General features: G+C 51.1%; 21 protein-coding genes, 1 tRNA gene, 1 rRNA gene and 2 pseudogenes. 18 read left to right on the plus strand and 7 right to left on the minus strand.

Annotated features, from left to right (window positions below; genetic code table 11):
- A 5S ribosomal RNA gene (rrf, locus tag J3482_RS15115) occupies nt 1–91 on the plus strand; the annotation flags it as partial.
- Between the two features lie 343 nt (nt 92–434).
- Entirely contained in the window at nt 435–932 is a 498-nt protein-coding gene (locus tag J3482_RS15120) for a CBO0543 family protein (RefSeq protein WP_146824552.1), read from the plus strand.
- Between the two features lie 25 nt (nt 933–957).
- Here the strand turns inward: J3482_RS15120 and J3482_RS15125 are convergent, their stop codons facing one another.
- The 3 genes from J3482_RS15125 to J3482_RS15135 all read right to left on the minus strand — a co-directional run bounded on the left by J3482_RS15125 (nt 958) and on the right by J3482_RS15135 (nt 2,483).
- Entirely contained in the window at nt 958–1,605 is a 648-nt protein-coding gene (locus tag J3482_RS15125; RefSeq protein WP_206922645.1) for an NUDIX hydrolase, read from the minus strand.
- 159 nt (nt 1,606–1,764) lie between these two features.
- A complete protein-coding gene (locus J3482_RS15130) occupies nt 1,765–2,058 on the minus strand; it encodes a hypothetical protein (RefSeq protein WP_188332373.1) in 294 nt (97 codons plus the stop codon).
- A 158-nt stretch (nt 2,059–2,216) separates the two neighbouring features.
- Nucleotides 2,217–2,483, minus strand: coding sequence for a hypothetical protein (locus tag J3482_RS15135; protein ID WP_146824550.1), 267 nt, complete (start codon nt 2,481–2,483; stop codon nt 2,217–2,219).
- Between the two features lie 360 nt (nt 2,484–2,843).
- Between J3482_RS15135 and guaB the strand changes: the two genes are divergently transcribed.
- The 7 genes from guaB (at nt 2,844) to J3482_RS15170 (ending at nt 8,741) form a co-directional block, all read left to right on the plus strand.
- Nucleotides 2,844–4,301 (plus strand): IMP dehydrogenase, encoded by a 1,458-nt coding sequence (gene guaB / locus J3482_RS15140; RefSeq protein ID WP_223204290.1) that lies wholly within the window; start codon nt 2,844–2,846, stop codon nt 4,299–4,301.
- A gap of 118 nt (nt 4,302–4,419) precedes the next feature.
- The gene (gene pdxS / locus J3482_RS15145) at nt 4,420–5,304 is read left to right on the plus strand and encodes a pyridoxal 5'-phosphate synthase lyase subunit PdxS (RefSeq protein ID WP_146824548.1); all 885 of its coding nucleotides are present in this window, start codon (nt 4,420–4,422) and stop codon (nt 5,302–5,304) included.
- Nucleotides 5,305–5,408: 104 nt separating this feature from the next.
- Complete coding sequence (gene pdxT, locus J3482_RS15150) at nt 5,409–5,981, plus strand: pyridoxal 5'-phosphate synthase glutaminase subunit PdxT (RefSeq protein WP_146824547.1); 573 nt, start codon at nt 5,409–5,411, stop codon at nt 5,979–5,981.
- A 187-nt stretch (nt 5,982–6,168) separates the two neighbouring features.
- Nucleotides 6,169–7,464: a serine--tRNA ligase gene (gene serS / locus J3482_RS15155; RefSeq protein WP_206922646.1), complete on the plus strand. Its 1,296-nt coding sequence runs from the start codon at nt 6,169–6,171 to the stop codon at nt 7,462–7,464.
- A gap of 162 nt (nt 7,465–7,626) precedes the next feature.
- Entirely contained in the window at nt 7,627–8,088 is a 462-nt protein-coding gene (locus J3482_RS15160; protein WP_146824545.1) for a hypothetical protein, read from the plus strand.
- 97 nt (nt 8,089–8,185) lie between these two features.
- Nucleotides 8,186–8,264, plus strand: a tRNA-Arg gene (locus J3482_RS15165).
- Between the two features lie 228 nt (nt 8,265–8,492).
- Nucleotides 8,493–8,741, plus strand: a complete 249-nt coding sequence (locus J3482_RS15170) for a hypothetical protein (RefSeq protein ID WP_146824458.1) — start codon at nt 8,493–8,495, stop codon at nt 8,739–8,741.
- A gap of 474 nt (nt 8,742–9,215) precedes the next feature.
- Here the strand turns inward: J3482_RS15170 and J3482_RS15175 are convergent.
- Both J3482_RS15175 and J3482_RS15180 read right to left on the minus strand, forming a co-directional pair.
- A pseudogene (locus J3482_RS15175) lies at nt 9,216–9,446 on the minus strand (ATP-binding protein); the annotation flags it as partial.
- A gap of 207 nt (nt 9,447–9,653) precedes the next feature.
- A complete protein-coding gene (locus J3482_RS15180; RefSeq protein WP_146824459.1) occupies nt 9,654–10,496 on the minus strand; it encodes a tyrosine-type recombinase/integrase in 843 nt (280 codons plus the stop codon).
- Nucleotides 10,497–10,729: 233 nt separating this feature from the next.
- On the opposite strand from J3482_RS15180, the gene J3482_RS15185 reads away from it, so the two are divergent.
- The 5 genes from J3482_RS15185 to J3482_RS15205 all read left to right on the plus strand — a co-directional run bounded on the left by J3482_RS15185 (nt 10,730) and on the right by J3482_RS15205 (nt 20,919).
- Nucleotides 10,730–13,723: a BPTD_3080 family restriction endonuclease gene (locus J3482_RS15185; RefSeq protein ID WP_206922647.1), complete on the plus strand. Its 2,994-nt coding sequence runs from the start codon at nt 10,730–10,732 to the stop codon at nt 13,721–13,723.
- 62 nt (nt 13,724–13,785) lie between these two features.
- On the plus strand, nt 13,786–16,455 hold the full coding sequence (locus tag J3482_RS15190; protein ID WP_206922648.1) for a site-specific DNA-methyltransferase: 2,670 nt from the start codon (nt 13,786–13,788) through the stop codon (nt 16,453–16,455).
- A gap of 123 nt (nt 16,456–16,578) precedes the next feature.
- Nucleotides 16,579–17,457, plus strand: a complete 879-nt coding sequence (locus tag J3482_RS15195; protein WP_206922649.1) for a phospholipase D-like domain-containing protein — start codon at nt 16,579–16,581, stop codon at nt 17,455–17,457.
- A 133-nt stretch (nt 17,458–17,590) separates the two neighbouring features.
- The gene (locus J3482_RS15200) at nt 17,591–18,577 is read left to right on the plus strand and encodes an AAA family ATPase (RefSeq protein ID WP_146824463.1); all 987 of its coding nucleotides are present in this window, start codon (nt 17,591–17,593) and stop codon (nt 18,575–18,577) included.
- Nucleotides 18,578–18,594: 17 nt separating this feature from the next.
- On the plus strand, nt 18,595–20,919 hold the full coding sequence (locus tag J3482_RS15205) for a S8 family peptidase (RefSeq protein ID WP_206922650.1): 2,325 nt from the start codon (nt 18,595–18,597) through the stop codon (nt 20,917–20,919).
- A gap of 316 nt (nt 20,920–21,235) precedes the next feature.
- Here J3482_RS15205 and J3482_RS15210 read toward each other — a convergent pair whose 3' ends face one another.
- Nucleotides 21,236–21,373 (minus strand): hypothetical protein, encoded by a 138-nt coding sequence (locus J3482_RS15210; protein WP_206922651.1) that lies wholly within the window; start codon nt 21,371–21,373, stop codon nt 21,236–21,238.
- Nucleotides 21,374–21,556: 183 nt separating this feature from the next.
- Between J3482_RS15210 and J3482_RS15215 the strand changes: the two genes are divergently transcribed.
- A complete protein-coding gene (locus tag J3482_RS15215) occupies nt 21,557–22,843 on the plus strand; it encodes an SWIM zinc finger family protein (RefSeq protein WP_206922652.1) in 1,287 nt (428 codons plus the stop codon).
- Between the two features lie 75 nt (nt 22,844–22,918).
- A complete protein-coding gene (locus J3482_RS15220) occupies nt 22,919–23,188 on the plus strand; it encodes a hypothetical protein (protein ID WP_206922653.1) in 270 nt (89 codons plus the stop codon).
- Nucleotides 23,189–23,309: 121 nt separating this feature from the next.
- On the opposite strand, the pseudogene J3482_RS15225 reads toward J3482_RS15220, so the two are convergent.
- A pseudogene (locus J3482_RS15225) lies at nt 23,310–23,660 on the minus strand (type II toxin-antitoxin system HicB family antitoxin); the annotation flags it as partial.
- Nucleotides 23,661–24,085: 425 nt separating this feature from the next.
- Here J3482_RS15225 and cas6 point away from each other — a divergent pair.
- Both cas6 and cas8b read left to right on the plus strand, forming a co-directional pair.
- Entirely contained in the window at nt 24,086–24,841 is a 756-nt protein-coding gene (gene cas6 / locus J3482_RS15230) for a CRISPR-associated endoribonuclease Cas6 (RefSeq protein WP_206922654.1), read from the plus strand.
- 5 nt (nt 24,842–24,846) lie between these two features.
- Nucleotides 24,847–26,904, plus strand: coding sequence for a type I-B CRISPR-associated protein Cas8b/Csh1 (gene cas8b, locus J3482_RS15235; protein ID WP_206922655.1), 2,058 nt, complete (start codon nt 24,847–24,849; stop codon nt 26,902–26,904).
- Nucleotide 26,905 lies beyond the last annotated feature (1 nt).

Below are 26,905 nucleotides of genomic sequence, written 5' to 3' on the forward strand. Positions count from 1 at the left end.
ACCCGTACCCATCCCGAACACGGACGTGAAGACCTCCAGCGCCGAGGATACTTGGAGGGAGACCTCCTGGGAAAGTAGGACGTTGCCAGGCGAGAGAGAGAAGGGCCCTGAGGGGAACGCTGAGAAGGCGGAACCTTGGGGCTCTTTTTTGTGTTGGGGTAGAATTTGTGTTTTCCCGGTGCACCTACCCCGTCCCGTGTGCAGATTCCCGAGTATCAGGGTGTGTATTTCGCTAGGTTTCAGCAGGATTCGACAGATTGCGAGACTTGTACTTTCCAATTTACCCATGAATTCACGAACTTCGGTCGTTGTGGGAAGAGGATGAAGCAGTAACTTTACTAGGACAAACATTTTGTGGGGCGTGGATAATTTGTAGATTGATTACTCACAATAGCTAGGCATTTGAAATCAGCGGATCGTTGGTGGTTAGAAGCATGGCCTACTATCTGTCGATGTTGTTTTGGATAATAGCTGCCTGGAAGTGGGTAGACTGGCGGCAGTGGAGAAAATATCAAGCCACTATTCTGTACTTTTTATTGGGAGATATCGCATATTGCTACATTACCAGGGACTATCCCCTGTGGCGGCATGCACCGGTGCCGACGTTTAAAAGTGAAACAGGCGCCGAGTTGGCTCCGCTTGTTGTATATGCCTCGACATTGCTGATTTATCTCACGCGGTTTCCACGTGGGCGATGGCGGGCGGTGGCATGGACTGCGCTGTTTGTGGCGATGTACGTCTTCGCTGAATCTGTGCTTCACTGCATTGGTGTGATGCAGTATGATCACGGCTGGCGCTTGTCATATTCGGCCCTATTCAGTGCCATGATGATTCCGATGATGCGCTTACATTCGCAGCATCCGCTTATTTGCTATTTGTTGTCAGCCCCTATACCGGTGTTTCTCATCATCGTTTTTAAGGTGCCGATGTAGTATTTTGGAAGTCTGATGAAAATGCTTATTTTTGGTATGGGAGTCCGGTGTTATGGGACCATTGCGCTTGGATGGCTTCAAATGTGTCAGTGTAATACGCTGTCGTGTGTGCGACGAAGTCCTCGAGTCGGGCTTCGATTTCCGAGGGTAATCGGTTGGCGGAGTCGTTCACGGTGTACCCATGTAGGCGGATGGACTGCTTTTCGCCACGGAAAAGTTGAATCGCATCCGTGAGTTGTGCGAGGTAGAGGGCGGAGATTTCGTCGGTTTGTGGGTGGAGGTCAGAGAGGGCGTACGGTGTGACATGCATGAAGATGTGGCAAGCTTCAAAGTCGCGGATGTTCTCCGTTTGGGCTGCGACATGAACGATGCCGAGTGGAGACAGCTCTGTAATTGGCACGTCGATACCAAGTTCCTCACGGAGTTCGCGCACACCATCGGACACGTTTTCGCCTGCTGAGAGGTGGCCCGCACAACTGACGTCCAGCTTGTTCGGATTTGTGTCCTTATTGGGGTGCCGTTTTTGAAAGATGATGTACGGGACACCTGCTTGTTGCATGACGACCCAACAATGAAAAGTCTTGTGCCAATATCCCTTGGCGTGAACCTCTTCACGTGTGGCAGCGCCGATGTGCTGAAAATCCTCGTTATAAATATCAATCCACTCGGTCATGTTACCCTCCAGCGCACTACATAGAACGTCTCGTGTCCTGTAGTCCGGTATGCATCTATTGTAACGCTGATGGGGTGTGTGTTGCCAGAAACAAGGCACCACGCGTGCCAAAGATTAGGTGTGGCTGCCTGTAGATAACAGATGCTTTGCTGAATCATTCTATCGCTTGCGTTGCGGCGGCTGTTGCGCCGACTTTTTTGGAGCAGTTTGGCTCTGGCTAAATAAGGTGACATTGTGCCCACGTTGACCCCTTGGCAGTTGTGGTTTAGTACATACAAACATATTCTCGGTCACAAATGAAAGTACATAGCCTCTCGCCAGAATCTTTTCGAGTGCAGATGCGACCGTTGTGCCGAGGAGATTTGCGATGACGATGTTTGGATCACTACTGCTCCCCGCACTCACAACGATTTCCGCACTTCCTGTGACTTTTACATTGAGGATGACAACCACTCGGATAACCTCCTCCTATGTGTGCCATCCATTTAGACAATGCAAACCGGGGTGGAAATGTACAAACACCAGCCTAAAGGCTATGGGGTCGGGCTATCCCCCATTTGCCATTCGCCTCGGGTTGGTCGTTTGCCAACCGTTTGGTGGATTTATGTGGTTTACAACAAGTTGATGATGGGGATGGACTTAAGGACGAGGGTGACAATCGAAAGAATCAGCCCGAAAACGGACATGCCGGATCCATACCCGATTCTAGACGCCTGCACCATCCCGATGATGCTTAGGATTACGCCGATGACACCCAGGATGTGGCCAATTGGGATGCCGAGAAGCGGAATCCAACAAAGAACAAAGCCAATCAAGCTGACCACTAGCGCAGCGACGGCGAAGCCGTTTGTGGATTGCGGTGGACCATTTCGATACATCTGTGCTCACACTCCGATATCTTGATATCTATGCAGCGCCGACGCGTTTACGCTATGCGCCTTTGTCCGACAGCGCGGAAATAAACTGCACTCTAAATCCTCATAATACTGGAAGCTGAGTCAGAGTGCTACGGCGTGTTCGAGAAATACAACGATTCTGTCTCTATGACGGAAGTGTGTCGGTTTGCAGGACTGCGCGATGGCGCCGACTCTCTCCGTTGACACCCCTATAGGGCGTTGCTATACTGCATTCAATATTTTTCGGCTTGGACAGGCACATGGTGCGGTAATGGCCGTGCCGGCTATCCAAATATTAGAGGAGGGAAATACGTGGCAAACGCCTGGGAAACGAAATTTGCAATGGAAGGTCTTACGTTTGACGACGTACTTCTGTTGCCCGCTCATTCACAAGTCCTGCCTCGCGATGTTGACGTCAGCACAAAACTCACGACCGATATTCGACTCAACATTCCCGTTATCAGTGCGGCAATGGACACGGTGACCAACGCGACAATGGCGATCGCGATGGCGCGCGAAGGCGGCATTGGCATCATTCATAAAAATATGAGCATCGAGGAGCAAGCGGAAGAAGTCGACAGAGTGAAGCGTTCGGAGAGTGGGGTCATTACGAATCCCATTTTTTTATCGCCAGAACACCCGATTCGCGATGCTGAGGAATTGATGGCGAAGTACCGTATCTCCGGTGTGCCGATTGTCCAAAAAGGCACGCAGCGCCTGGTCGGCATCATCACCAACCGCGACTTGCGGTTTGAACGCGACTACGACCGTCCGATTGGTGAAGTGATGACACAGGGCAATTTGGTCACCGCACCTGTCGGCACCACGCTTCAGGAAGCGAAGGAACTCCTCCAGAAGAACAAGATTGAGAAACTCCCACTCGTCGACGGCGACGGCAACCTGCGCGGACTGATTACCATCAAGGATATTGAAAATGCCCGCCGCTTCCCGAATTCGGCGAAAGACGCACAAGGTCGTCTGCTCGTCGGGGGCGCTGTGACGGTGTCGGGTGACTTCTTCGACAGGATTGAAGCCCTCGTCGCTTCGCAGATTGACGTGTTGGTGATAGACACCGCGCACGGCCATTCGGAAGGCGTGCTGCAGGGGATTCGCGAGGCGCGCAAGAAGTACAAAGACCTGCAAATCATCGCGGGCAACGTGGCGACTGCAGAAGGGACACAGGCGCTCATCGACGCGGGTGTCAATGCGGTGAAGGTCGGTATCGGACCGGGATCTATCTGTACTACGCGCGTCGTCGCAGGCGTTGGCGTGCCACAGATTTCGGCTATCTACAACAGTGCTACGGTAGCGCGCAAAGCGGGCATTCCAGTGATTGCGGATGGCGGTATCAAGTACTCGGGTGACATCGTGAAGGCCATCTCTGCTGGGGCGAGCTCGGTGATGATTGGGAGCTTGCTGGCGGGGACGACCGAGAGTCCGGGCGAGATCGAAATCTATCAAGGGCGGCAGTTTAAGGTGTATCGCGGCATGGGATCGATTGGCGCGATGAAGGCCGGCAGTGGGGATAGGTACTTTCAGGGTGGCGAGCGCGGAGAAGTGCAGGCGAAGAAGCTGGTGCCGGAGGGCATTGAGGGCCGCGTCGCATACCGTGGGCCGGTTAGCGAGATTCTATACCAGATGGTCGGCGGTTTGCGCGCAGGCATGGGCTACGCGGGTGCCGAGACGATTGAGAAGCTGCAGAATGAGAGCCAAATGGTCCGCATTACTTCGGCTGGCTTGCGTGAGAGCCATCCGCATGACGTGCAGATTACCAAGGAAGCGCCGAATTACTCTATCTAATGGTACCTGTAGACCAAGTGGTTTGCATCTACCTCAAGTTATAATACAATTTAGCGTAGGATTCTTAAGTTTTACCGGGTGCTCGCATTGGGTCCCGTATCGATAGGAGGAGTTCGTTGTGGCGAAGACAGGTACTGATCTCGTCAAGCGCGGCATGGCCGAGATGCAAAAGGGTGGCGTCATCATGGACGTCATCAACGCCGAACAGGCGAAAATTGCGGAAGCGGCCGGTGCCGTTGCGGTCATGGCGCTAGAGCGCGTTCCGTCGGATATCCGCAAGGCCGGTGGCGTGGCTCGGATGGCGGATCCGACTGTGATTGAAGAAGTCATGAAGGCGGTGTCCATCCCGGTGATGGCAAAATGCCGTATTGGCCATATTGTCGAGGCGCGTATCCTTGAAGCGATGGGCGTCGACTATATCGACGAGAGCGAAGTGCTGACACCTGCGGACGACAAGTTCCACGTGGACAAGTCCAAGTTCACCGTGCCGTTCGTTTGTGGCGCGAAAGATTTGGGTGAAGCGGTTCGCCGTATCGCCGAGGGCGCGTCGATGATTCGCACGAAGGGCGAACCGGGCACGGGCAACATCATCGAAGCGGTGAAACACCAACGCATGATGCAAATGCAAATTCGCCACATTCAGAGCCTGTCGGAGGATGAGTTGTACGCAGAGGCGAAGAACCTCGGCGCACCGCTTCATATCCTTCGCGAGATTCACGAGACTGGCAAGTTGCCTGTCGTGAACTTTGCAGCTGGTGGCATTGCGACGCCGGCCGATGCGGCGTTGATGATGGAACTGGGTTCTGATGGGGTGTTTGTCGGTTCGGGTATCTTCAAGTCGGAGAACCCGGAGAAGTTTGCGCGTGCTATCGTGCAGGCGACGACGCACTATCAGGATTACGAGCTCATCGGCGAATTGTCGAAGAACCTCGGCACGGCGATGACCGGTATTGATCTCAACACCCTCCGCCCAGAGGAGAGAATGGCTTCACGCGGCTGGTAAGCTGCGTTTTGTCCCGCATGGTCGGGCCTACTCCCAAGTGCCACTTGGCACCGGGCAGACGGGCCCTGCGGGGGTCTAGAGTATAGATAAAGGGGTCTGTTCGGATGAAAGTTGGCGTAATCGCGGTTCAAGGTGCATTTCGCGAGCATATTCGGGTGCTTCGCGAGCTTGGCGCAGACGCCGTCGAGGTGCGCCGCGCAAACGAATTGGACGGCGCCGAAGCTGTGGTTATTCCTGGTGGGGAGAGCACGGCGATTGGCAAACTGATGCGCGAGTACGACTTGCTGCAACCCGTTCGCGATTTGGCGAGTGCAGGCAAGCCGATATTTGGTACGTGTGCGGGGATGATTGTGCTCGCCAACCGCATTGTCGGGGAGGAGACCAATCATCTCGGCTTGATGGACGTGGAAGTGAACCGAAACTCCTTTGGCCGCCAAAAGGATAGCTTCGAAGCTGATCTCGACGTTCCCGTCCTCGGCCCAGAACCATATCCGGCTGTCTTCATCCGCGCGCCGCACATTCAGTCTGTCGGCGAGCGCGTGGAGGTGTTGGCGACTTATGAAGGCCGCATTGTGGCTGTGCAACAAGACAATCTCTTGGCGACGTCTTTCCACCCAGAACTCACGGGCGATTTGCGTCTGCACGCGTATTTCTTGGGTTTAGCAAAGCGATCGTAAAAGAAACCGCCCTTTCGCACGAAACCATTCCCGCGCCTATCGCGCGCGGTCTGGCGATGTGCGGGGGGCGGTTTGTTGTTATACAGGCAATATTGTTGTGCTATGCTGTGAACAGCTTGGCGTCACGCACAGGTTGATGAAGGGAATGTATATTGACGCCGCATCCGAACGAATGCGAGGTGCACATATGTTAGATATTCGAGCCATCAGGCAACAGCCCGACGAGTTCAAGCGAAAGCTCGGTCGCAAGAAGGTCCATCCGGCCATCATTGACGAACTCTTGACCGCCGACGAGGCATGGCGCGCCAACCTGGCGGAGACCGAACGCCTGAAAAACCTGCGCAATACCACATCTGAGGCGATTGCACGCAAGAAGAAGAACGGCGAGGACGCGACCGACGACATCGCGCAGATGAAAGAAGTCGGCAACCGAATCAAGGAGCTGGATGACATCATCCGCCAGCAGGACGAGCGGATTCGCGAGATTCTGCTCAGCCTCCCGAACGTGCCACACGACTCCGTGCCAGAAGGGGCGTCCGAGGACGACAACCCCGTCATCCGCACGTGGGGCGAATTGCCCAAGTTCAATTTTGAGCCCAAGCCGCACTGGGAAGTCGCTGAAAACCTCGGCATCCTCGATATCGAGCGGGCGGTGAAAATCACCGGATCGCGCTTTGTCCTATACAAAGGCCTCGGCGCCCGCTTGGAGCGCGCATTGGCGGCATTCATGCTCGATTTGCACACGGACAAGCACGGATACACTGAGATGTTCCCAGCGTTCATCGCCAACGAGGAGAGCCTCGTGGGTACGGGCAACCTGCCGAAGTTCGGCGATGAGATGTTCAAGCTCGAAGGGCTGCCGTACTATCTCATCCCAACCGCGGAGGTCCCGCTGACCAACTACTACCGCGACGAGATTCTCAGCGTCGACCAGCTCCCGACCAAGTTCGCGGGCTACAGCTCCTGTTTCAGATCAGAAGCAGGATCCGCCGGCAAAGACACCCGCGGCCTCATTCGCCTGCATCAGTTTCAGAAAGTCGAACTCGTGTTGCTCGTCCACCCGGACAAGTCCTATGAGATGCTCGAACAGTTGACACGAGACTGCGCAGACGTCCTCGAGGCACTCGAATTGCCGTACCGGCAAATCGAAATCTGCACGGGCGATCTCGGCTCCAAAGACGCGAAAAAGTACGACCTGGAGGTCTGGATTCCAGCGTCCAACACGTACCGCGAGATTAGCTCCTGCACCAACTTCGAGGAGTTCCAGGCGCGCCGCGCCAACCTGCGCTTCCGCCCGGACGAGTCATCAAAGCCCGAGTTTGTGCATACGCTCAATGGGTCAGGACTGGCGGTGGGCCGGACCGTTGCCGCTATCCTCGAAAACAACCAGCAAGCTGACGGGTCTGTCCGCATCCCAAAAGCCCTCGTCCCATACATGGGCGGCATCGAGGCCATCCAAGCGCCTGCATCCGTGAAGGCGTAAATGAAGGCTTAACAGCTGCCGCGATGGAGCAGGATAGAACTGGAGCCACCCGGGCTCGTCAGGGCACAAACCCGATGTGCCCTAGCTAGCCCAGTGGCCTCAGTCAGAACGTTTCATCCAGCCGCCGATTCAGCCGGGCGGTCACCGTTACAGGAGGAAGCTATGCGTATCTCGCAGGTCACCATCAAATTGTCAGCCGACGACATCAACCGAATGCTCCAAGAGTTTGCCCCAGACGTCAAACTCCGCATCGTCGAAATTCGCGACGACGGCATCTACGGGCAATTCAAGTTCCTCATGTGGAATATCGACTTCATCGCGCGCCCGCACAGCTACAAGGAGCGCGAAGAGGTCGCCGTGGAAGTCTCCGCCCGCATGCTTGTGCCCATCCCGGCCTCCATTGTCGAACGCTCCCTCCAGGAAGCGGTCAAGGACGCCCCACAAGGCCTGGAGGTCCTGCGTCAGGTCCTCAAACTCCATGTGCCGACGATTCTCTCGCCATTCAAGATACAGCTCAAGGTCAGGGACTTCTCGTGCCACAATGGCGCTGTGGTGATTGATGTGGCCGATTGTGAGCTCGGGATGCTGAAGGGCATGCTGCCATTTAGCGGGGGGACGAGGTAGGGCGGTAAGGCGTGGTGCGTGAAGTCAGTTTCCAAAAAGCGTAAAATGGTTGAAGTTTGTGGACGATTACGGTAGAATATTAAGGCATTGATGACGTGCACCCGTAGCTCAGTAGGATAGAGCGGTGGTTTCCTAAACCGCGTCTTGCGGGGGTTCGAATCCCTCCGGGTGCGCCAAAAATTTGTACAGGTGCGGGTTATCGGTTCTTCCGATTCCCGCGCCTTATGGTCTTCTAAACTTTTTTCTAATCCCAAATTAACACCACATGACCGGGTATTACCCTGTTGCCATGGTAAATTGACTTCGTTTTTATATGCGGGTGATACTTAAACAAGAGTAGCGAACGTTCGAATGAACCAACGTTCGTAAGAACGAAGGAACGTTCCAATTTTGGAGGGTTCTTTATGAGATGGGCTGAAGTTCGCGAATTGTTTCCAGACAAGTTTGTCGTTTTGGAGAACTTGAAATCTCACACGCAAGACGGCCATCTACACGTTGAGAAAGTCGCGGTCATTCGCCCATTGGCTGACGGAAAGGAAGCCGTCAAGGGGATGCGTAATTGCACGGGGGACCGATTCATTTACCACACGTCAAAAGATGCAATTGAGATGCCCATTCGCCCGATGCCAAATCTCCTGAGTAACATCCAATGAGGATCAAACAACACAACGGCTTGTTGTTCGTGACATTAACCATAACGTACGGCGGAGTCACTCAAACGATACTGGATTGTGTTCGCTAACATAAATGTTGACCACGTGGAAGTACATTGACAACCAAAAAGTTGACCACCGCGTAAACCTATTCCGCTACGCTAGAGTTGCTGACGCTCTGCGTATGGGAGAAAAGGATTTTGTACGGGATGGTCGATAAAGAATATATCCGAAAAAATCACTTCGTAGATGGTTGGTCTATTCGAGGAATTAGTCGTCAATGCAAGATCTCGCGCCAAACGGTGCGGAAAATGCTGGCGGACGCGGAGATCCCAAAGTACAGCCTCACTGTGAATTGTCCACGTCAGTCATGGAACGATGGATCCCGTGATTGAACCATGGCTGCGAGTGTGAACGCCGGGTTAAAATTGACCCAGATCGCCGACTTAATTTTGACCCACCCAGCAGCTTGAATCAGGAAGCGTTTGGTTCAGCTGGCGCCGTGTATACGTCAGACTTCATCTTGTCCTTTAGTCGGTAGCTTTGTCCACGGATGTTCAGGATGTGCGCATGGTGTAGCAGGCGGTCGAGCACAGCCGTGGCCAGCACTGCGTCCCCGAACAATTCGTCCCCTTCCCCAATGCCTTTGTTACTCGTTAGGATAATGCTGCCCCGCTCGTACCTGGCGTTAATCAATTGGCAGTAGGTTCGCTCCAATTGGGTCCAGATGCATTTTCAATTTAAATCCGGGAAAATGGGACGTTTTAGCCCATCATTATGATCACCAATAATGGCGGAACTAAGGGTTTTGGACAATATATTCGTCAAAATCAGGACAACTTTTACCGTCAACCTTTGGACATTATAGCGCTTAGTAGTAACAACATATTGGCTAGAATACATTGCATTAAATTATTTTGTGACATAGAGGACTTCCATCGCTTCATGCATCTTTTCTAATCTTGGCGACGCGTAGCTTCTAGTGACATTTAAATCCGTGTGCCCCGCCAATTTCGTAACTGTGACCAAATCGACACCAGCATCGAGTAACCCACGAACGAATGTGTGGCGAAGGGCGTGGGGATGATATTGCTCCCCCAACTGTCTGAGTATGTGTTCGACTGTTCTCGCTGAAATGCGTCGACGCTGGTTCGACATGAACAGCGGATCGTCCAGGGCAACGTCTCCTCGCTGAGAGAGATATTCTTGTACTCGGCTCCTTACTTCAGACGTGGCGGGGACAACGCGTTCCTTGTCACCTTTACTGCGATTCACATACACCAATCCACCACGTTTCAATTCGATGTCCTTCACATTGAGCGCGACCAATTCACCTACTCGAAGCCCGCAGTACAGAAGAACAGTGATAATCGCGATGTCACGTGGATTACGCCTCTGCTCCACAAGCCGGAGGAGCCGGTTTCGTTCATTTCGTTCCAGAGACTTGGGGGTACGTTGAAGAATCGGCGTACGTTTGACAACGCGTACGTTTTGAATGCAAGATTCTTGATGGGACCAACGAGCGAAGCTTCGAATTGCGTTGTAAGCGAGGTTGACCGTACTCGCTTTGTGCCCTTTGGCGATGAGATGCGTAATGTAGGATTGCACATCTACGCGGGCAAGTCCGTCATCAAGCGACGTGCCTGATTCGACGAGGTACTGGTTGAATTTTTCCAGTTGCGTCCGGTAAGTCTTGATCGTTTTTTCGGATTTGCCAACAAGGGCTTCCTCGGCGTATTGGTCAATGATTGACACGGTTTCGATGCCTCCAGAGTTATACGCAATGATTTTGGGGTGTTCACGCGATGTTTCCGCCTGGAATGACGAGGTTTTCTCAATCAAATTGTACCATAATATTGCGTATAACTCATACTTATACGTAATTCAGGATTGTGACGTAATGCTCTGGAAGGAATACCTCCGTCAACTGGAGAATTACTAAATTGATAGACCAGTAGTAAGGGATCATTGGAAGAGGGATCATTTGAATGAGCCAAGTGGTGATAGAGAATCCCGTCATTAATTCTCCATTTGAAATACCAAGAAGGCATTTCCGCTTCACAGATGAAGGCATAACCAGTGAAATTGTCGAGGAACGACGAAAGAGTGCTTACTTCATCCCAGTTCCCCAGCCGAAGAAGAAGACGCAAGCAACACTGGACTTATGGGGACACGAGCGCCGGGAAGAAAATCACTTCATTAACCAGATCAGAGACCGTGTGGCGAAATGGCGTGGGGATTACGCGGGTGTTACACCCACAACGAGACGCCTTTTACAGTATTGGCAAAGCGAAGACCGGGAAAAGAGATTTTTCTTTTGTCAAATCGAAGCACTGGAAACGGCCATCTATATCACCGAAGCCGCCTCGAAGCTGGGCGATCATTTCGTTGTGAATGAATTGCGTAACCGCAATGCTGAGGCAAATCCGCTATTGTACCGTATGGCATTCAAAATGGCGACCGGAAGCGGGAAAACGGTGGTCATGGCGATGCTGATTGCTTGGCAGGCGCTGAACAAGTTTGCAAATCCCCAAGACAGTCGTTTTTCTGATGCTTTTTTGATTGTTAGTCCTGGCATCACCATTCGAGATCGATTGCGCGTTCTGCTTCCAAGCGACCCCGACAACTATTATCGTCAGAGGGACATCCTACCGCCGGATTTGCTGGCGCAACTTGGCAAGGCCAAAATCGTGATCACGAATTATCATGCGTTCCAGCGTCGCGAATTGGTAGATGCCAGCAAGCTCGCGAAAGAGATTCTCGCTAAGGACGGAAACACAGAGGCGTTCAAAGAGACACCTGAGCAGATGGTCCGGCGTGTATGCCGAGAACTCGGAAACAAGCGGAACATTGTCGTGATCAACGATGAAGCACATCACTGTTGTCGTGAAAAACCGGTATCCGAAGAGGAGACTCTGCGCGGAGAGGACAAAACCGAGGCTGAGAAGAATCGCGAAGCCGCCCGAACGTGGATTTCAGGAATTGAAGCTGTAAAAGAGAAGATTGGAGTCAAAGTGGTTTTTGACTTGTCGGCCACTCCATTCTTTTTGAAGGGGTCCGGATACAGGGAAGGTACGCTCTTTCCGTGGGTTGTGTCTGATTTCTCATTGATTGACGCCATCGAGTCCGGGATCGTTAAGGTGCCTCGGATGCCGGTTGCCGATGATTCGACGTCTGGCGATATGCCGACGTATCGGAACCTTTGGGTGCGAATTCGCGATCAACTACCCAAGCGTGGCCGAAGTTCGGGAGACACAAACATCGATCCGGTACTCCCCAAAGAGCTTGAAGGTGCACTACACAGCCTTTACAGCAATTACGTGAAATACTTCGAGCGGTGGTCTAAGGATGGAGAGGCCCAGAACAAGGGCCAAACCCCGCCTGTCATGATTGTCGTGTGCAACAATACGAGCGTATCCAAGTTGGTGTACGACTATATCGCCGGTTGGGAGACGGGGGCAACACACGAAGACGGATCGCCTGTCGTGGCGTCTGGGAATCTGGAGTTGTTCTCGAATGCGAAGGATGGCCGGTGGTTGGCCCGCCCAAACACAATCTTGATTGATAGTGAACAGTTAGAATCCGGCTCCGCTATGAGCGATGAATTCAAGAAAATTGCCAAGCGCGAAATTGAGGATTTCAAAAACGAGTACCGAACTAGGTTCCCAGGTGCAAACGCTGATGCCATCACGGATGAGGATCTCATGCGTGAAGTCATGAATACCGTTGGAAAACCAGGTAAATTGGGCGAACAGGTTCGATGTGTGGTCTCGGTATCTATGCTCACAGAGGGATGGGATGCCAACACTGTCACGCACATCCTTGGTGTTCGCGCGTTTAGTACACAGTTACTTTGCGAACAGGTTGTCGGTCGTGGGCTACGCCGGATGAGCTACGCGGTGAACGACCAGGGGAGGTTCGATCCAGAGTATGCGGAGGTTTATGGTGTACCATTCTCTTTCATTCCAACGGCAGGGAGTGGGATTGGTCCGATTAAGAGGCCAGTCTTCACGCGCGTACGTGCGTTGGATGAGCGAAAGAATTGTGAAATCCGTTTCCCGCGTGTCATCGGATACCGTTGGGACATGCCGAAAGAACGAATACAAGCCGATCTTTCTATGATTCCAAAGATGCGCTTGACACACGCCCAAATACCAACCACAGTCGAACTCGATCCGATTGTGGGCGAGTCAAGTATTCATACGTTGGACGAATTGAAAAGTCGTCGTGAGCAGGAAGTAGCCTTTGTCTTGGCCAAACGAATTTTAACTCGATATTTTCGTGATGCTAGCCATGGTGAGCGCTTCTGGCTGTTTCCGCAGTTCCTGAAGATCGCGAAAGAGTGGATGACCCATTACGTTGAATATGTGGACGATACGTTCCCACAGTTGTTGTTGCTATCAGAGCACTCTCATTTTGTGGCGGAGCAACTGTATAAGTGTATCATCATGAGTACAGAGGGCGAGAAAAAGGTACAAGCAATTTTTCACCCTTATGAGCCAGTGGGAACCACCCGCGTGGTTGATTTTGATACGGCCAAGCCCACATTTGCGACATCACCGAACAAGTGCCACGTGTCCCATGTAGTAGCGGATACGAATTCATGGGAGCAGAGTGCCGCCTTCGCATTGGAACACATGGACGAAGTGGTATCCTACGTCAAGAACGAAAAACTGAACTTCGTGATCCCTTACTCCTATGAGGGGTCCGAGCGAAGCTATTTACCGGACTTTATCGTTCGTATTGATGACGGGCACGGGCATGATGACTTGTTAAATCTCGTCGTCGAAGTGAGCGGATACCGAAAGCGGGACAAGGACGCAAAAGCAACTACAATGAAATCTCTCTGGATTCCCGCCATCAACAATCACGGTGGCTTCGGTCGCTGGGACTTCGTTGAAGTCACTGATGTCGAACATATTAAGACAACTATTCGAGAGGCGGTAAAGCGTCATTCGGAGACATATCAGCAAGTGGTTTAATGTGATCAATGACATCCGTATGATCTGATGAATTGCCATGGGGTTTGGGAGGATTGGGATACATGCCGAGGAAACGCACAACGGCTGAAAAGATAACTGTCGATGCCATTAAACATAAGGACAAGCGGGTCAACATCCCTACAGAAGAATTGAAAGGCTTTGTTGCGGATGATGAAAACTCCCCGAAAGTGATGTTGTATCCGCGTGATCCGTCGCTTGATCCTCAATTGGCGTGGAAGGGCAAGGATGAGCAAGATCGAGAGGAACTGGCTGTTCCTATTGTCCCCATTTACATACAGGAGAAAATCCATCCTCAAACCATCATTGAGAATGTACGGGCCGAGGCAACAAAGGGACGACCACAACAGGCAGCCCTGTTTAATGATTTCAATGGCATTGGGTTTGAGGACTTGGTTGACTTCTATCACCATGAACAGAACTGGACAAATCGTATGATCCTTGGCGATTCACTGCAGGTAATGACTTCACTCGCGGAAAAGGAAGGACTTAAAGGTAAAGTTCAAATGATCTATATTGACCCGCCCTATGGGATTAAGTTTGGGTCGAATTGGCAGGTATCAACGCGGAAGCGGAACGTACGGGATGGAAGGGTAGAGGATGTAACTCGTCAACCTGAGCAAGTACGGGCTTTCCGCGATACTTGGGAACTTGGCATTCATTCCTACCTCGCCTATTTGCGTGACCGTCTAACGGTAGCTCGAGAATTACTCACTGATTCCGGTAGTATCTTTGTACAAATCGGCGACAAGAATGTACATCTCGTTCGCTGTTTGCTAGATGAGGTCTTTGGGAGTGAGAACTTCATCGCTCAAATCACATTCAAAAAAACTCTACCTCTCGGAAGCAGCAATATTGCCGGTATCGCAGATTACATTATTTTCTATGCCAAGAATCATGAACAAGTAAAATTCCGACCGCTTTATCAGCCTAAGCCGTTGGGTGCTGGAACGGGGTATACATGGGTCGAACTGCCTGATGGCACGAGACGAAAGATGACACGGGAGGAGAGAAATGACTTAGAGAAACTCCCGAAAAATAGTCGACCATTCTTTGCAGATAATCTTCTTTCGTCTGGATTCACGGAATCATGCTTTTTTGAAATAGAACTGGATGGGAAAGTGTTCCCGGCGCAGAAGTATAGCTGGAAGACAAATCGTACTGGTGTTGAACGTCTTAAAATGGCAAGAAGATTAATTGCCCCAGCAGGGCTTCCTAATTACGTACGCTTTTTTGACGACTTTCCAGTTCAAGTACTTCACAACATCTGGGATGATACTCATGGAGCGTCTGATCCCACGTATGTAGTTCAAACATCAAACAAGGTTGTTGAACGCTGCATTCTAATGACCACAGACCCCGGTGACATCGTTCTTGATCCAACATGTGGAAGTGGCACTACCGCATATGTTGCCGAGCAGTGGGGAAGACGATGGATCACTTGTGATACGTCTCGCGTTGCACTGGCTCTTGCACGAACGCGCTTAATGTCGGCCAAGTACCCATATTATCTTTTGGTTGATTCGCCTGAAGGGCAGAAAAAGGAATCAGAGCTTACAGGACAAGAATCGTCGCCGCAAAGTTTTAGTTATGATGTACGCAAAGGTTTTGTGTACAAAAGAGTGCCACATATTACGCTCAAATCCATCGCCAATAATCCTGATATTCGGGAGGGCATGACGAGAGAAGAAATCGATGCGGCTATCATGCGACATGCTGATGTTGAAATACTGTACGATCAGCCGTATGAAGACTCCAGCCGAATTCGCGTCTCTGGTCCATTTACGGTAGAAAGTCTATCGCCGCATCGAGTCGTATCATCGGATACGGAACTTCCGGAAACAGAGGCTATAGCAAAGACAGATGAGGTAACTTCATCATTTGTGACTGACATTCTTGCAAATCTTAAGGCTGCAGGTGTTAGCAACACGGTCAAGGGAGAAGAGATTGGGTTCGACATACTTGAACCCTTTGCAGGGGAATACATCCATGCCGTAGGTGAATTTATCGAGAAGGGTGGTGCATTGCGCCGGGCTGCTGTGTCGATCGGACCAGAACATGGCACGGTCGGATCGGAATATGTTCGCGAGGCGGCCAAGGAAGCTCTGAAGGGTGCTGGATTTGACTTGCTCCTCATTTGTGGTTTCGCGTTTGATGCATTTGCCTCCGAGACCGCTCAGGAATTTAAACCCGTCGAGATGTCGACGAATAACGGATTTGCGGTGGCTGAAGGGAAACGTCAATTTGGAAAACTACCGGTTTTACTCGTTCGTATGAATCCGGACCTTTCAATGGGGCCAGATCTTCTGAAGAAGACAAGCAAAGGGCAACTGTTTATGATCTTCGGCGAACCCGATGTGTCTATAACCAGGACGAAAAATGGCAGGTTAATCGCAGAGCTTCATGGTGTGGATGTGTATGATCCTACGACTGGTGAAATTCGTTCGCACTCCACGGACGATATCGCGTGCTGGTTTATCGACACAGCCTATAACGGAGAAAGCTTTTTCGTTCGCCAAGCTTATTTTACTGGGGCGGATGAACCTTACGACAAGTTAAAGCGTGCGCTTCGTAGCGAGATCGACGAAGCAGCATGGTCTATGTTGTATCAGACAGTGAGCCAGCCGTTTGATATCCCTGAAACCGGAAGGATTGCAATAAAGGTAATCAATCATTATGGGGATGAGGTGCTAAAGGTATTTTCGGTATCATGAACGGCATGCGGGTTCAGAGACCCGCAAGGTGATTTCAGGGTGTCAACATTGGAAACTCACAGTTTGTCAATATTCCGTGTGTAAGCACTGATTTCTAGTTTTGGCATGGAGGGAGGTATTCTAATGCACTGGGGTATGGATGGACATTCGGGAATATCAAATAGTGTGATCAAACAAGCGAGCGCTGGTGGTGCCCATTTTGTCCTATCACTACTAGAGAGTCCGAATGGTGACATGAACTTTATCGTTCATGGCCGAGTGATGCAATGGACCGGATGGGCAGATCCGAATGCGATCCTTCTTCGCCTAGGATTTGAACGGTTCCGTAACTGTAATTGCATGGCGGGCGAATGTTATTGGCTACATTGGGCCAGAATACCCGCCAGTTATGCAGGGATACCAGATCCTCAAACTACATTCCAGGAAAATGCTGTTTTTGATGAGTTCGTTCGACAGTTCGAAACGATCATTCCGCAGGTTCTGTCAGTGGAGCGTGCATTATTCAGCGCACGTTTCAAATTCCCTTGGGACCAGGCTAAGTATGAAGTCTTGGAGGTCAAGGGAGCCGAGAATTTCTTCCCTTCTGGCCGAGAATTTGACGCGTTCAAAGCTCTTGTGGATTTGGTGAAACCTGCTAAGCATGAGATCCTGCTGATCGATCCATATGTCAACCAAGATACTGTTGATGTTTTGTCCCATGTTCCGGTTGGGACAAGGATTAGAGTTCTGACTCACAAAATACAAGGGGAATTCGTCGCGCATGCCCGTCGCTTACACCAACAGCGGACACACTCGAGTGTGGGCTTGGAAATTCGGACGACGAAGGAATTTCACGACAGATTCCTAATGGTGGATGACGTTTGGTATCACATTGGTACCTCGATAAACAGTGTTGGACAGAAGGCATTTATGTTTGCGCCACTTACTACACAAACTGTCATCCAGGGCATAGCTGCATTTGCTGAAGAAACTTGGCGTTTTGCCAATGTATACACTTTGTGAACAATGCTCCATTTTTCAACCGCTTCGACTAGATAGTAATGTAGTTAGCGACAATGGAGGATGTTGAAGGTGTTTGTCTCCTGGCTTATTTAACCGAAACACACGTGAAGACCGTGGTTAGGAGCGAAAATCGATGAGCAACGGCCGGTTGTTACGGCAACTCATTAAACATGGTGCTCAGTACGGCGACAAGGAGTTCATGAAGGCGGCAGAAGAGATCATTCGCGAAGAGCGACAAAAGAAGCACCACTTGCTTGCAAATGACTTGGAGAGACTTTTGTACGGGAAATTGCAGTATAGCCCTAAGCAACAGTCACATGAAATACCTACTGATCGCGAACGGGGATTACCACTTCTTGAGGTACGGGAACCTTCACGTGACTTGCAAGATGTCATTCTTTCGGATGAAAATTTGTCAGTTATTGATGAGGTGCTGTTGGAACAAAGCCGAATAGAGGTGTTGTCAAGTTACGGGTTACGCCCGATTTCGAGGCTCTTATTTTGTGGCCCACCAGGATGCGGAAAAACATTAACTGCTGAAGTTTTGGCTAGTGAACTTTCTCTTGAACTTGTGATTGTACGATTTGATGCGGTAGTATCGTCGTTCTTGGGGGAGACGGCAGCTAATCTCCGCAAGGTATTCGATTTCTTGGAAAGGGGGACATTTGTCGCATTATTTGACGAGTTTGATGCAATTGGCAAGGAAAGAGAAGACAGTGCAGAACATGGCGAACTCAAACGAGTGGTAAACTCTGTTCTGCAAATGATTGATGGATATCGAGGGAAAAGTCTGATACTCGCTTCAACCAACCATGAGAAACTTTTGGACCGAGCACTGTGGCGCAGATTCGATGAAGTGCTGGTTTTTGAGCGCCCCAACTTAGAACAAATACGCAAGTTATTGGAGACCAAGCTTCGTGGGGTAAGATACGAACTTCCCTTGGACGACCGCTCGTTCATCAATCAATTCAAAGGTTTTTCACATGCTGATATTGAGCGCATAATCATTAAATCAGTGAAAACTATGGTGCTCAAAGGAAGAGAGTTTCTGACGATTGAAATAGTAGAAGAGGCACGTCGACGCGAAGAGATGCGATTGAACCTGATTTCTAAACTGTGATTGATGAGGTAGGGGTCATGATGCCGGACGAGTACGAACACCTACAAATTCGGAGACTTGAACCAGTAAATGCGCGCCGCAAGGGGGGACGTTTTCCGGGTATTGAACCCCCGGAAAATCTTATTGAGCATGCCAGAGGGTTACAGCGTCAAGTCCAGACAGTTGTTGAATCATCTAAAGTCGAGGAACCCGGTTTTGATCCACGGTTGCTGCTTAAAATCGATGCACCTCTGGTTAAGCCTGAGGATTTCGAATCAATCGAAGGACTAAGAGTTGTCAGTCAAGAGCAAAAGAGTCTATTGGTTCTCTTTGCTTCTGAGGAAGGATTAGCAGAATTCAAAAGAAGACTAGATGAAGTTGCGAATGGGAGGACACCCGTACGAAAAGAGATTTTGTACGCAATTAAGGGTATTGACGGATGGTCGAAAGAGGATAGAATCGGCCCGGCGATTCGAAAAGAGGGGTATCCTGGTGATCAAGCATTCATAGTGGACGCTGAACTTTGGGCTATAGAATCCTGGCAAGAACGGAATCAGATGCTGCGGTACTTTGAGCAGTGGTGTCTGTCACACAATATCGAAAAGATTGACCGCCTAAATCAAGATGCAATTGTTATGTATCGGCTGAAAGTGACGGCCGATTCCCTTGCCAAATTGCTGAATCTTCGTGACGTGAGAATGGTTGATCTCCCGCCAAGTTATCAGTTAGAACTGTCAATGGTACATACATCGATAAGCCACCTCCCACAAATTACTTCTCCATCCGACGACGCTCCGGGTATCGTCGTATTGGATGACGGTGTTGTATCGTCCCATCCTTTGTTGGAAAGTGCTTTTGGAGATGGTCAGAGTTTTATCGCGGGCGCTGACTCAGCAGACTATGGTGAACATGGTACAAAGGTTGCGGGTTTTGCACTTTATGGCGACCTCACACAATGCTTGGAGCAGGGGCAACTCACCCCTAGGCTCAGATTATTCAGTGGTAAGATTACTGATCCGAAGGTCATTCAAGCAGGGGGATTCATCGAGAATTATATTTCGGCGGCTGTAAGGTATTTCACTGACAATTATGGTTGCAAGGTCTTTAACCTTTCCTTCGGAGACACACGTAAACCTTATTTGGGTGGGCATGTGAGGTCACTTGCCACTGTTTTGGATACCTTGTCTAGGGAATACAGGGTTCTCTTTGTTGTCTCGGCTGGAAACTATGCAGGAACAGAGGACAGACCCCAAGATTGGCTACATGAGTACCCGGATTACCTTTTTCTTGATGACGCAAAGATAATTGACCCAGCTCCCGCCTTAAATGCTTTAACGGTGGGCAGTCTGGCCAGATTTGAGGTTAATAGGGAAGCACAAAGGTATACATCGGACCCTGCATATCAGCCGATTGCACGGAAAAATCAACCTTCTCCGTTTTCTCGAACTGGACCAGGTCCTGGAGGAGCCATTAAACCCGATGTTGTCGAGTACGGGGGAAATTTTTCAGTCGATGCACGACGGGGCATGCAGCAAGTCAATACGGCAACCGACGGTCTCGGAGAGATAGCCACTTTGTCCACATTTGCTCAGGGGACCCTTTTCACCATTGATCGAGGGACAAGCTACTCAGCCCCGAAAGTGGCACACATGGCAGCAAGGATTTTAACCGTCTACCCACAGGCTACCCCAGAGTTGATGCGAGCGCTCATTGTTGCCCATTCCAAATGGCCTTCCGCAACGGTTGATTTATTCGGTGGAGACGAGGACAAAATCCTTCAAAGTGTAGGTTATGGTGTTCCAGATATGGAGTCAGTTTTATATTCCACTGAAAAAAGAGTTACTCTAATCAGTGAGGAAATGATTGCTGGCGAAACGCACCATTTTTACGAAGTCCCACTACCGACAGATTTTTTCTCTCCCGGTCGACGACCACGATCCCTCAGAGTTGCATTGGCCCATACTCCGATGGTGCGAAGAACACGAATCGTTTACAAAGCAAGCACCATTGATTTCCGGGTGGTCAGGGAGGTTAGCATCGATAGAGTAGTAAACGTTTTTCGGCAAGCCTCACGTGATGAACGTGAGGATATAATCCAAGAACTAAATGGACTCCGTCCAAAACGAGCTATACGGAGCAAGGGTACAGTCCAGGCAGCGACTGTTACCTTTCAACAACTCAACGGGAATTGGGAAGAGAAGAAGATATTCATTGTGGTCACTCGGAAAGTTGAACCATGGGCAGCGAACATATTTGACAGCGAGCCATATGCATTAGTTGCAGTTCTTTCCGAGGAGTCCAATCAACAAGTCAGGTACTATACCCAAATTCGTCAGATGCTTCGTACTCGAGTACGTCTGTAAGTCGAAACGAATGCTCGGTGAAATGCAAGCCTTTTGACTGCTAACAAAACTGCTAACGAACTGTTAGCAAACATTTGATAGTCGTCGGTACCAGGTAACACACCAGCACTTAAAATACCGCGCCAAATAAGGAGAAACGGCACCGTCCGTCATCCAACGACACCCCCGGATGGCAATTCCTAAACCGCGTCTTGCGGGGGTTCGAATCCCTCCGGGTGCGCCAGAAAATCTAGTAGTGGCGCGGCTTTTCGGGAATCCGAAGTCGCGCCACTTTTATGGCGTGGTCACATTTTGGTCACATCCAGTATTTGTCGTCCTATTTTTCCTCCGATTTTTGCGCGAAGTGCATCTCTCCGAATTGTGTTACTGCGGCTTCCGGGAGTCCTAGAATCACGTGGCTGTATGTATCCAGCGTAATTCCGATATTGGCATGTCCAAGCCGTTCACTAACCACCCTTCGGTGCACTCCCTGTAACGTTTTCGTTACAATTCTTGCGGAGAGCTTTCACAATTCAAACTGCGGGAATTCTCTTGCGAAGCTCCAGCGCCCTGAGAATTTCCCTATTCGGTTATCGGATTTGGTACTCAGTCTTTGTGTGTTTCGATGCGCATTCACTCAAAAGGGAGTTGAACATCCATGAACCTATCTGACTTTCTGGACGAAGTCGATGCGGATATTCTGATGCGGGGACGAGATTACCTTGCCGAAGGGCGAATCCGCTCGCTGGAACAGGATACCGACGGCGTCTATCATGCTATCGTGCAAGGCTCGGAATCGTATCGAGTTGACGTCGAGATCGGCGGCGATGGCGAACTTATCAAGTTTGATTGCAGTTGCCCGTATGACCTCGGCCTGGTGTGCAAGCACGAGGCTGCGGTTCTTCTTCGAATTGCTGGACAGGGTGAACTGGTCGATCCCGATGGAATGAATATGTCCGCTGCTGCCTTGGAATCGGATTCGTCGACGGATCTGCGGTCTCTCCTCGATGCAAAGCGTAAAGATGACCTCATCGATTTGCTTCTCTCGCTGGCGGAGACGTCTTCCTTGGTGGAGCGGCAAATTCGTTTCCACGTCTCGACGCCGGACGCCGACGCGGAAGTGAAAGAATGCCGCAAATTCATTCGGGACTACGCGAAATCATTCGCGGACAGACAGGGGTTTATTTCGTATCGGAAAGCTAGCAAGGCTATGGGTGGCGCGCATGAAGTGATTGAACGGGCGAAGAAGGCACTTGAGCAACGCGAGTATGTGCGTGCGCTCAAGCTTTCATTCTGTGTGATCGAGGAAATGATTCATTTGATGGCGTCGGTGGATGACTCCGGCGGGGACGTCGGATTGATGATCGACTTTGCGCTGGGTTGCGTCATGGCCGTCGCGGATGCGGTGAAGCGGAGTGAGGCGGGCGTGATCGACACGGTGTTTGCGTTGCTGTTGAAGGAATCGCGGCATCGCAAGCTTCAGGGCTGGAAGTCGTGGCAATTGAAGCTGATTGCTGCTGCGGGCAAGCTGGCGACTACGCCGGAGCGGCTGCGCAAGTGGGAAGATTGTGTGGATGGCGTCGTACGCGAGGCCGAGGAGTCCGCGTGGGATAGAGACTATGTGAGCGCGGAGATGGCGCTGATTCGATACAACATGCTTCTCGAGCGGGACGGCGAGGCCCAGGCGGCGGCTTACGCGCTGGCGAACGTCCATATTGGCAAGATGCGAACGCTGGCGATTCGGCATGCCATCGAGCGGGGGCAATTCGACGAAGCGATTCAACTTGCCTTGGACAACAGGAAGGAACTAGTGGACGGCGACGTTTGGCGGATGCGTGGCGGGAATTGCGTTTTGAGGCGTACAGGCGTGCGGGCCGGGTGGATGATCAGCGACGGCTTGGTTTCCAACTGGTGCTTGGCGGGGACTTCCAATACTACGCGCTGACCAAGATGACCTACGCGGCTTCGGAATGGGCCTCTGTGTACGAGTCGCTGATGCAGCACTTTGAGCAGAGAGGCTTTGGCTTCACGGAAGCGTATCCACAAATTCTCGTGGAAGAGCGCGATTGGAAAGCGCCTGTTAGCTTATCTCTCGCAAAGGCCAGCCGCGATTGAGCGGTACTACATGCACCTTGTGCCGCATCATTTGGCGGATGTCACGGAGGTGTTCCGGCAACACATTCGTCAATTGGCGGAACAATCGAGCAATCGGGCCGAATACCGCGGCGTGTGCCGGATTCCAACTGCTTCACAAGGCGGGTGGGACAGAGGCGGCAAAAGACATCGTTGAGGAATTAATGCGGACGTACCCTCGCAGACCGGCTTTTCGCGATGAGTTGAGGTCGCTTCGTTTACAATAATCTGACCCTATGTCGATTCTGAAAGATTTGCGAACAAACGAGCTGTCGCAGTCAAATGTATTCCAGAAAATGGACGTTGTGTACTGATTTCGGGGCCGCTCGTTCTTTCACTCCGAGGTACTGTTTCAGCGCGTCCTGGAGGAGATGGGAGAAGTTTACGTGACGATCCTGTGCCAGGTTGTCCAGCCATTTAGGTATGGTGAGTGTTTTTTTTATCGCCCGCTCTTCCATCTCATCTCGAAACGGTGGCATCCACACGTCCACAAGCACGACAACTTGATTCTTAGCCATCCGCAGCTTGTTGATGGGCGTTGGCTCCGGAATCGGATCGCCGTCCTGCTCCATGCCATACAAGTGAAGTGCCATGGCCTCACGAGCGTTCCTCACAGTCTCCTCTGTCGTAAGTCCGCGGCTATTTCATGACGGCATCCATCTCGATTTGCCCGTGTGACGTATGATAAATGAATCTTCTCTCTCCTGCAGCCACGCTTGGGCGTCAGCCAGCGGGCAAACGCAAAATTTGTCACAATTCGCGAACGAAAGGCAGGAAGTGATTGGCCAATGTAGAATTTCTTGCTTGAAATTGTTTGTTCGTAAACGAGCCCTCAAAGGCAGACTATTGATACATGTTGCGTCTTGGCAAACAACAACTAATGTTTCGAGTCCTTGAAGGGAGACTGTGAGATGTATCTTAGCACGGTTTCGCGAGGGTTCCAATGGAAGATAAAAGTCACGACGCATCAAAATTATTAATTAGGTGTTGCATGCCAAAAAATAAATCCATATAATTCAGAGTATACTTCATTCAATTTGGAGGAGGTGAAACCATGCGTGTCGTGTTGGAATTTGCGCCTAAGCGGGCGCTGCGGTTACCGATGCATTACAATGCTGCGCTCCACGGCGTGTTATATCGCCATCTCGGTGATAACCGCATGCGTGAACAGTTGCATGACCACGGGCTGCACCGCGTCGGGAGCAAACCTGTCAAGTTGTTCGCGTTCTCGCGGCTGATGGGGAAGTATGAAATCGATAGTAAGGAAAAGACCATCACGTTTCAGGGGCCAGTGCGATGGGTGGTCTCCAGTGCTGTAGATCAAGTGATCTACGATCTGTCGATGACATTGCTCAAGGCGGGTCCGATTTCGCTGCACGGTACGGAGGTGCAGGTGCGGACGGCGAGTCTGGAAAGATATTCAGGGACCGTCACGCAGGGGCAGATTCGTCTGATGTCGCCGATTACGGTTTACCGTACTCTCAACTTGAACGGCCGCAAGTACACTCAGTACTACCGGCCAGGTACGCCGGAGTTCACAGAGCTGATGAGGAAAAATCTGCTCCTCAAAGCCTCTGCGCTGGGGCTGGAGGTTACGGAGGCTGATGCGGCGTTTGACTTGATTCCAATTGATGAGGCACACATGAAGGAGCGCATTGTACTGTTTCGCGATACGCCCGTTCATGCATGGGACGGGAACTTTCGCGTTCAGGGGACGCCGAAAATGTTGGCGTTGGCTTGGAATGCAGGGCTATGTATGAAAAACTCGGATGGTTTCGGGTTATTCGACTTTTTTGCGCGAAGGAGGTGAGCGGGATGCTGGATGCCATGGTGAACTTGGGACGCATGTTAGCACGTGGTGAAGGGGACGAAAATCTTCTCCAAAGTTTGATTCAGCCGATGCCGAACGTTTCCGGAAAGGAGCCGTATGCGGTCTTCGTCAACTTGGATACCGAAGCCTGCAGGTTGGAGTTTCGGACCCAAGAGTGTCGGGAAAGTGATCGGGAACGGACTGCGCAGGAGTGGCTATGGGTTGGCAACGCGGCGGGGCCAAACAGTCTGCAGTGGACGGCCACCACAAATTCGCTCGGTTATCTCTTGTCTCAAACCTTGGTGAATCTTTACCGGATGTTGCCTGACAATGCTGAGCTGAAAGTGGAGGTTGGCGACTTGTTGGCGCAATTCGCCGTAGACCTTGGACCACAGCCAAGTTCAGAAGAACGTTATCGGTATGTGCTGGATGTTGTGCAACTGGGCGCTCTCCCGTCGGAAGACTGGGAGGAGTTAGCTGCCTCTTGCCGAGTGGAATCGGAGGGCAGCATTCGGGGGAAGACTTTTGTTCCAAGCCTAGAGAAGGCAGTCATGAAGGCCGCCAACCCCAAACTGTCAGCGAATAGCATCCCTCTATGGACGTTCTGTATCAACGGGCAGCGGGTGGCTGACCACCCAGATTACCGTCAATTGGTGTTGCGCGACCGGGTTCAGGGGGTGTTCGACGAGGCTACACAGGGCGTGTGTTCCGCCTGTGGAGCCGAGGCGTTGGTCACGCCGAACTTTACGAGGATGAAGTTCAAGTACTACAACACAGACAAAATTTCCTTTGCCAGTGGTGTGGATAAAAAGCGGTTCCATCGCAATCTAGTGCTCTGCCAAAGCTGCTACCAGGCGCTGCTGGCGGCGGAAGCTTTTGTCCATGGGCAAATGCGTACGCGTGTTGGGCACCTGCGATTTTATGTGATTCCCGAGATCTTCGGGGCTGTGGAAGACGTCAAGGTGCGAGAGTGGGGCAACACCGTGCAGCGGACTGTCCAATCGGTGCTCAACTTTGAAAGCGTCGCCACGTTGGAAGATGAAATGGAACAGATTCGGGAGGAGTTTTCGAATCTGGGATATGTGGTGAATTTGTTGTTCCACGTGTGGAACAACGCGGAGCTTCGCTTGTACAACTTGGTTCGAGATGTGCCCAAGGCGCGGTTTGACTTGCTGCGCCGAACCTTTCGGCGCTATGGGCGGGTGGCCGTAGATTTGCTTGGGGTCCCTGCATCAGAGTCCAAGTATTGGGTTCCTGACTTCCGGGCGTTGTACCGACTGATTCCCGTGACACAGACCAATCGCGCACAAGAGTATCGGCGTATGCTGCAGTTGTTTGATGCGTTGTTGACTGGACAAGCCATATCGTACCGAACGTTGATGGAATCATTCTGCCGATTGATTCAAATTCATCGATTTAGTCGATATGCGGCCACGAATGTGTCGGCGCCGCGCGCAGGATATGAATTATCGCAATTAACAAATGACGTGCTTCTAGCCAACGTGATATTATCCATGCTTCAAGAACTGGGGCAATTGGCGGGGGCGCCTTTCAAACGGGAGGGAATCGATGTGGAAAGAGATACGCCACTGGATGGAGACGCGTTTCTGCAGGAAGTGGGCTATCGCCCAGCGCAAGAGGCGCTATTCTGGTTGGGTGCCGCAATTGCCAGCGTGGCCAACGCGCAGCGGAACAATCGTCTAGATTCGATGCCTGTGTTGGAAAAAATCAATTATCGGGGTATGAGTGCAAGTGACATCATTCGATTGGTGGGAAAGGTTGAGGAAGCGTTCCAGCAGTATAAGCTGTTCAATTGGCCGAAGGAATCCAATGTATTGTTCCGTATGCATCTCGCATTTGCTCAGGTGCTTGAAACGAATCCTCCGCGTTGGAAGCCGGAGCACCGATTGACCGATGAAGAAACTGTGTTCTATATCTTGTCTGGGCTTGCATTTCGTCGAAGACAATTTTTTGGTAAGCGGAACAAGGAAACCCTGTTTACGGACGAACCGTCGGCAGCGCTTTATACACCAAATCATGATGTGCAAAGGGAGGAAGCGTAAA

It is taken from the genome of Alicyclobacillus suci, assembly GCF_017329615.1.
GTDB lineage: Bacteria > Bacillota > Bacilli > Alicyclobacillales > Alicyclobacillaceae > Alicyclobacillus > Alicyclobacillus suci.

Coding starts and splice junctions, on each gene's coding strand:
- J3482_RS15120 (WP_146824552.1), top strand. CDS start 435: ATGGCCTACTATCTGTCGATGTTGTTTTGGATAATAGCTGCCTGGAAG.
- J3482_RS15125 (WP_206922645.1), bottom strand. CDS start 1,605: ATGACCGAGTGGATTGATATTTATAACGAGGATTTTCAGCACATCGGC.
- J3482_RS15135 (WP_146824550.1), bottom strand. CDS start 2,483: ATGTATCGAAATGGTCCACCGCAATCCACAAACGGCTTCGCCGTCGCT.
- guaB (WP_223204290.1), top strand. CDS start 2,844: ATGGAAGGTCTTACGTTTGACGACGTACTTCTGTTGCCCGCTCATTCA.
- pdxT (WP_146824547.1), top strand. CDS start 5,409: ATGAAAGTTGGCGTAATCGCGGTTCAAGGTGCATTTCGCGAGCATATT.
- serS (WP_206922646.1), top strand. CDS start 6,169: ATGTTAGATATTCGAGCCATCAGGCAACAGCCCGACGAGTTCAAGCGA.
- J3482_RS15160 (WP_146824545.1), top strand. CDS start 7,627: ATGCGTATCTCGCAGGTCACCATCAAATTGTCAGCCGACGACATCAAC.
- J3482_RS15170 (WP_146824458.1), top strand. CDS start 8,493: ATGAGATGGGCTGAAGTTCGCGAATTGTTTCCAGACAAGTTTGTCGTT.
- J3482_RS15185 (WP_206922647.1), top strand. CDS start 10,730: ATGAGCCAAGTGGTGATAGAGAATCCCGTCATTAATTCTCCATTTGAA.
- J3482_RS15190 (WP_206922648.1), top strand. CDS start 13,786: ATGCCGAGGAAACGCACAACGGCTGAAAAGATAACTGTCGATGCCATT.
- J3482_RS15195 (WP_206922649.1), top strand. CDS start 16,579: ATGCACTGGGGTATGGATGGACATTCGGGAATATCAAATAGTGTGATC.
- J3482_RS15200 (WP_146824463.1), top strand. CDS start 17,591: ATGAGCAACGGCCGGTTGTTACGGCAACTCATTAAACATGGTGCTCAG.
- J3482_RS15205 (WP_206922650.1), top strand. CDS start 18,595: ATGATGCCGGACGAGTACGAACACCTACAAATTCGGAGACTTGAACCA.
- J3482_RS15215 (WP_206922652.1), top strand. CDS start 21,557: ATGAACCTATCTGACTTTCTGGACGAAGTCGATGCGGATATTCTGATG.
- cas6 (WP_206922654.1), top strand. CDS start 24,086: ATGCGTGTCGTGTTGGAATTTGCGCCTAAGCGGGCGCTGCGGTTACCG.
- cas8b (WP_206922655.1), top strand. CDS start 24,847: ATGCTGGATGCCATGGTGAACTTGGGACGCATGTTAGCACGTGGTGAA.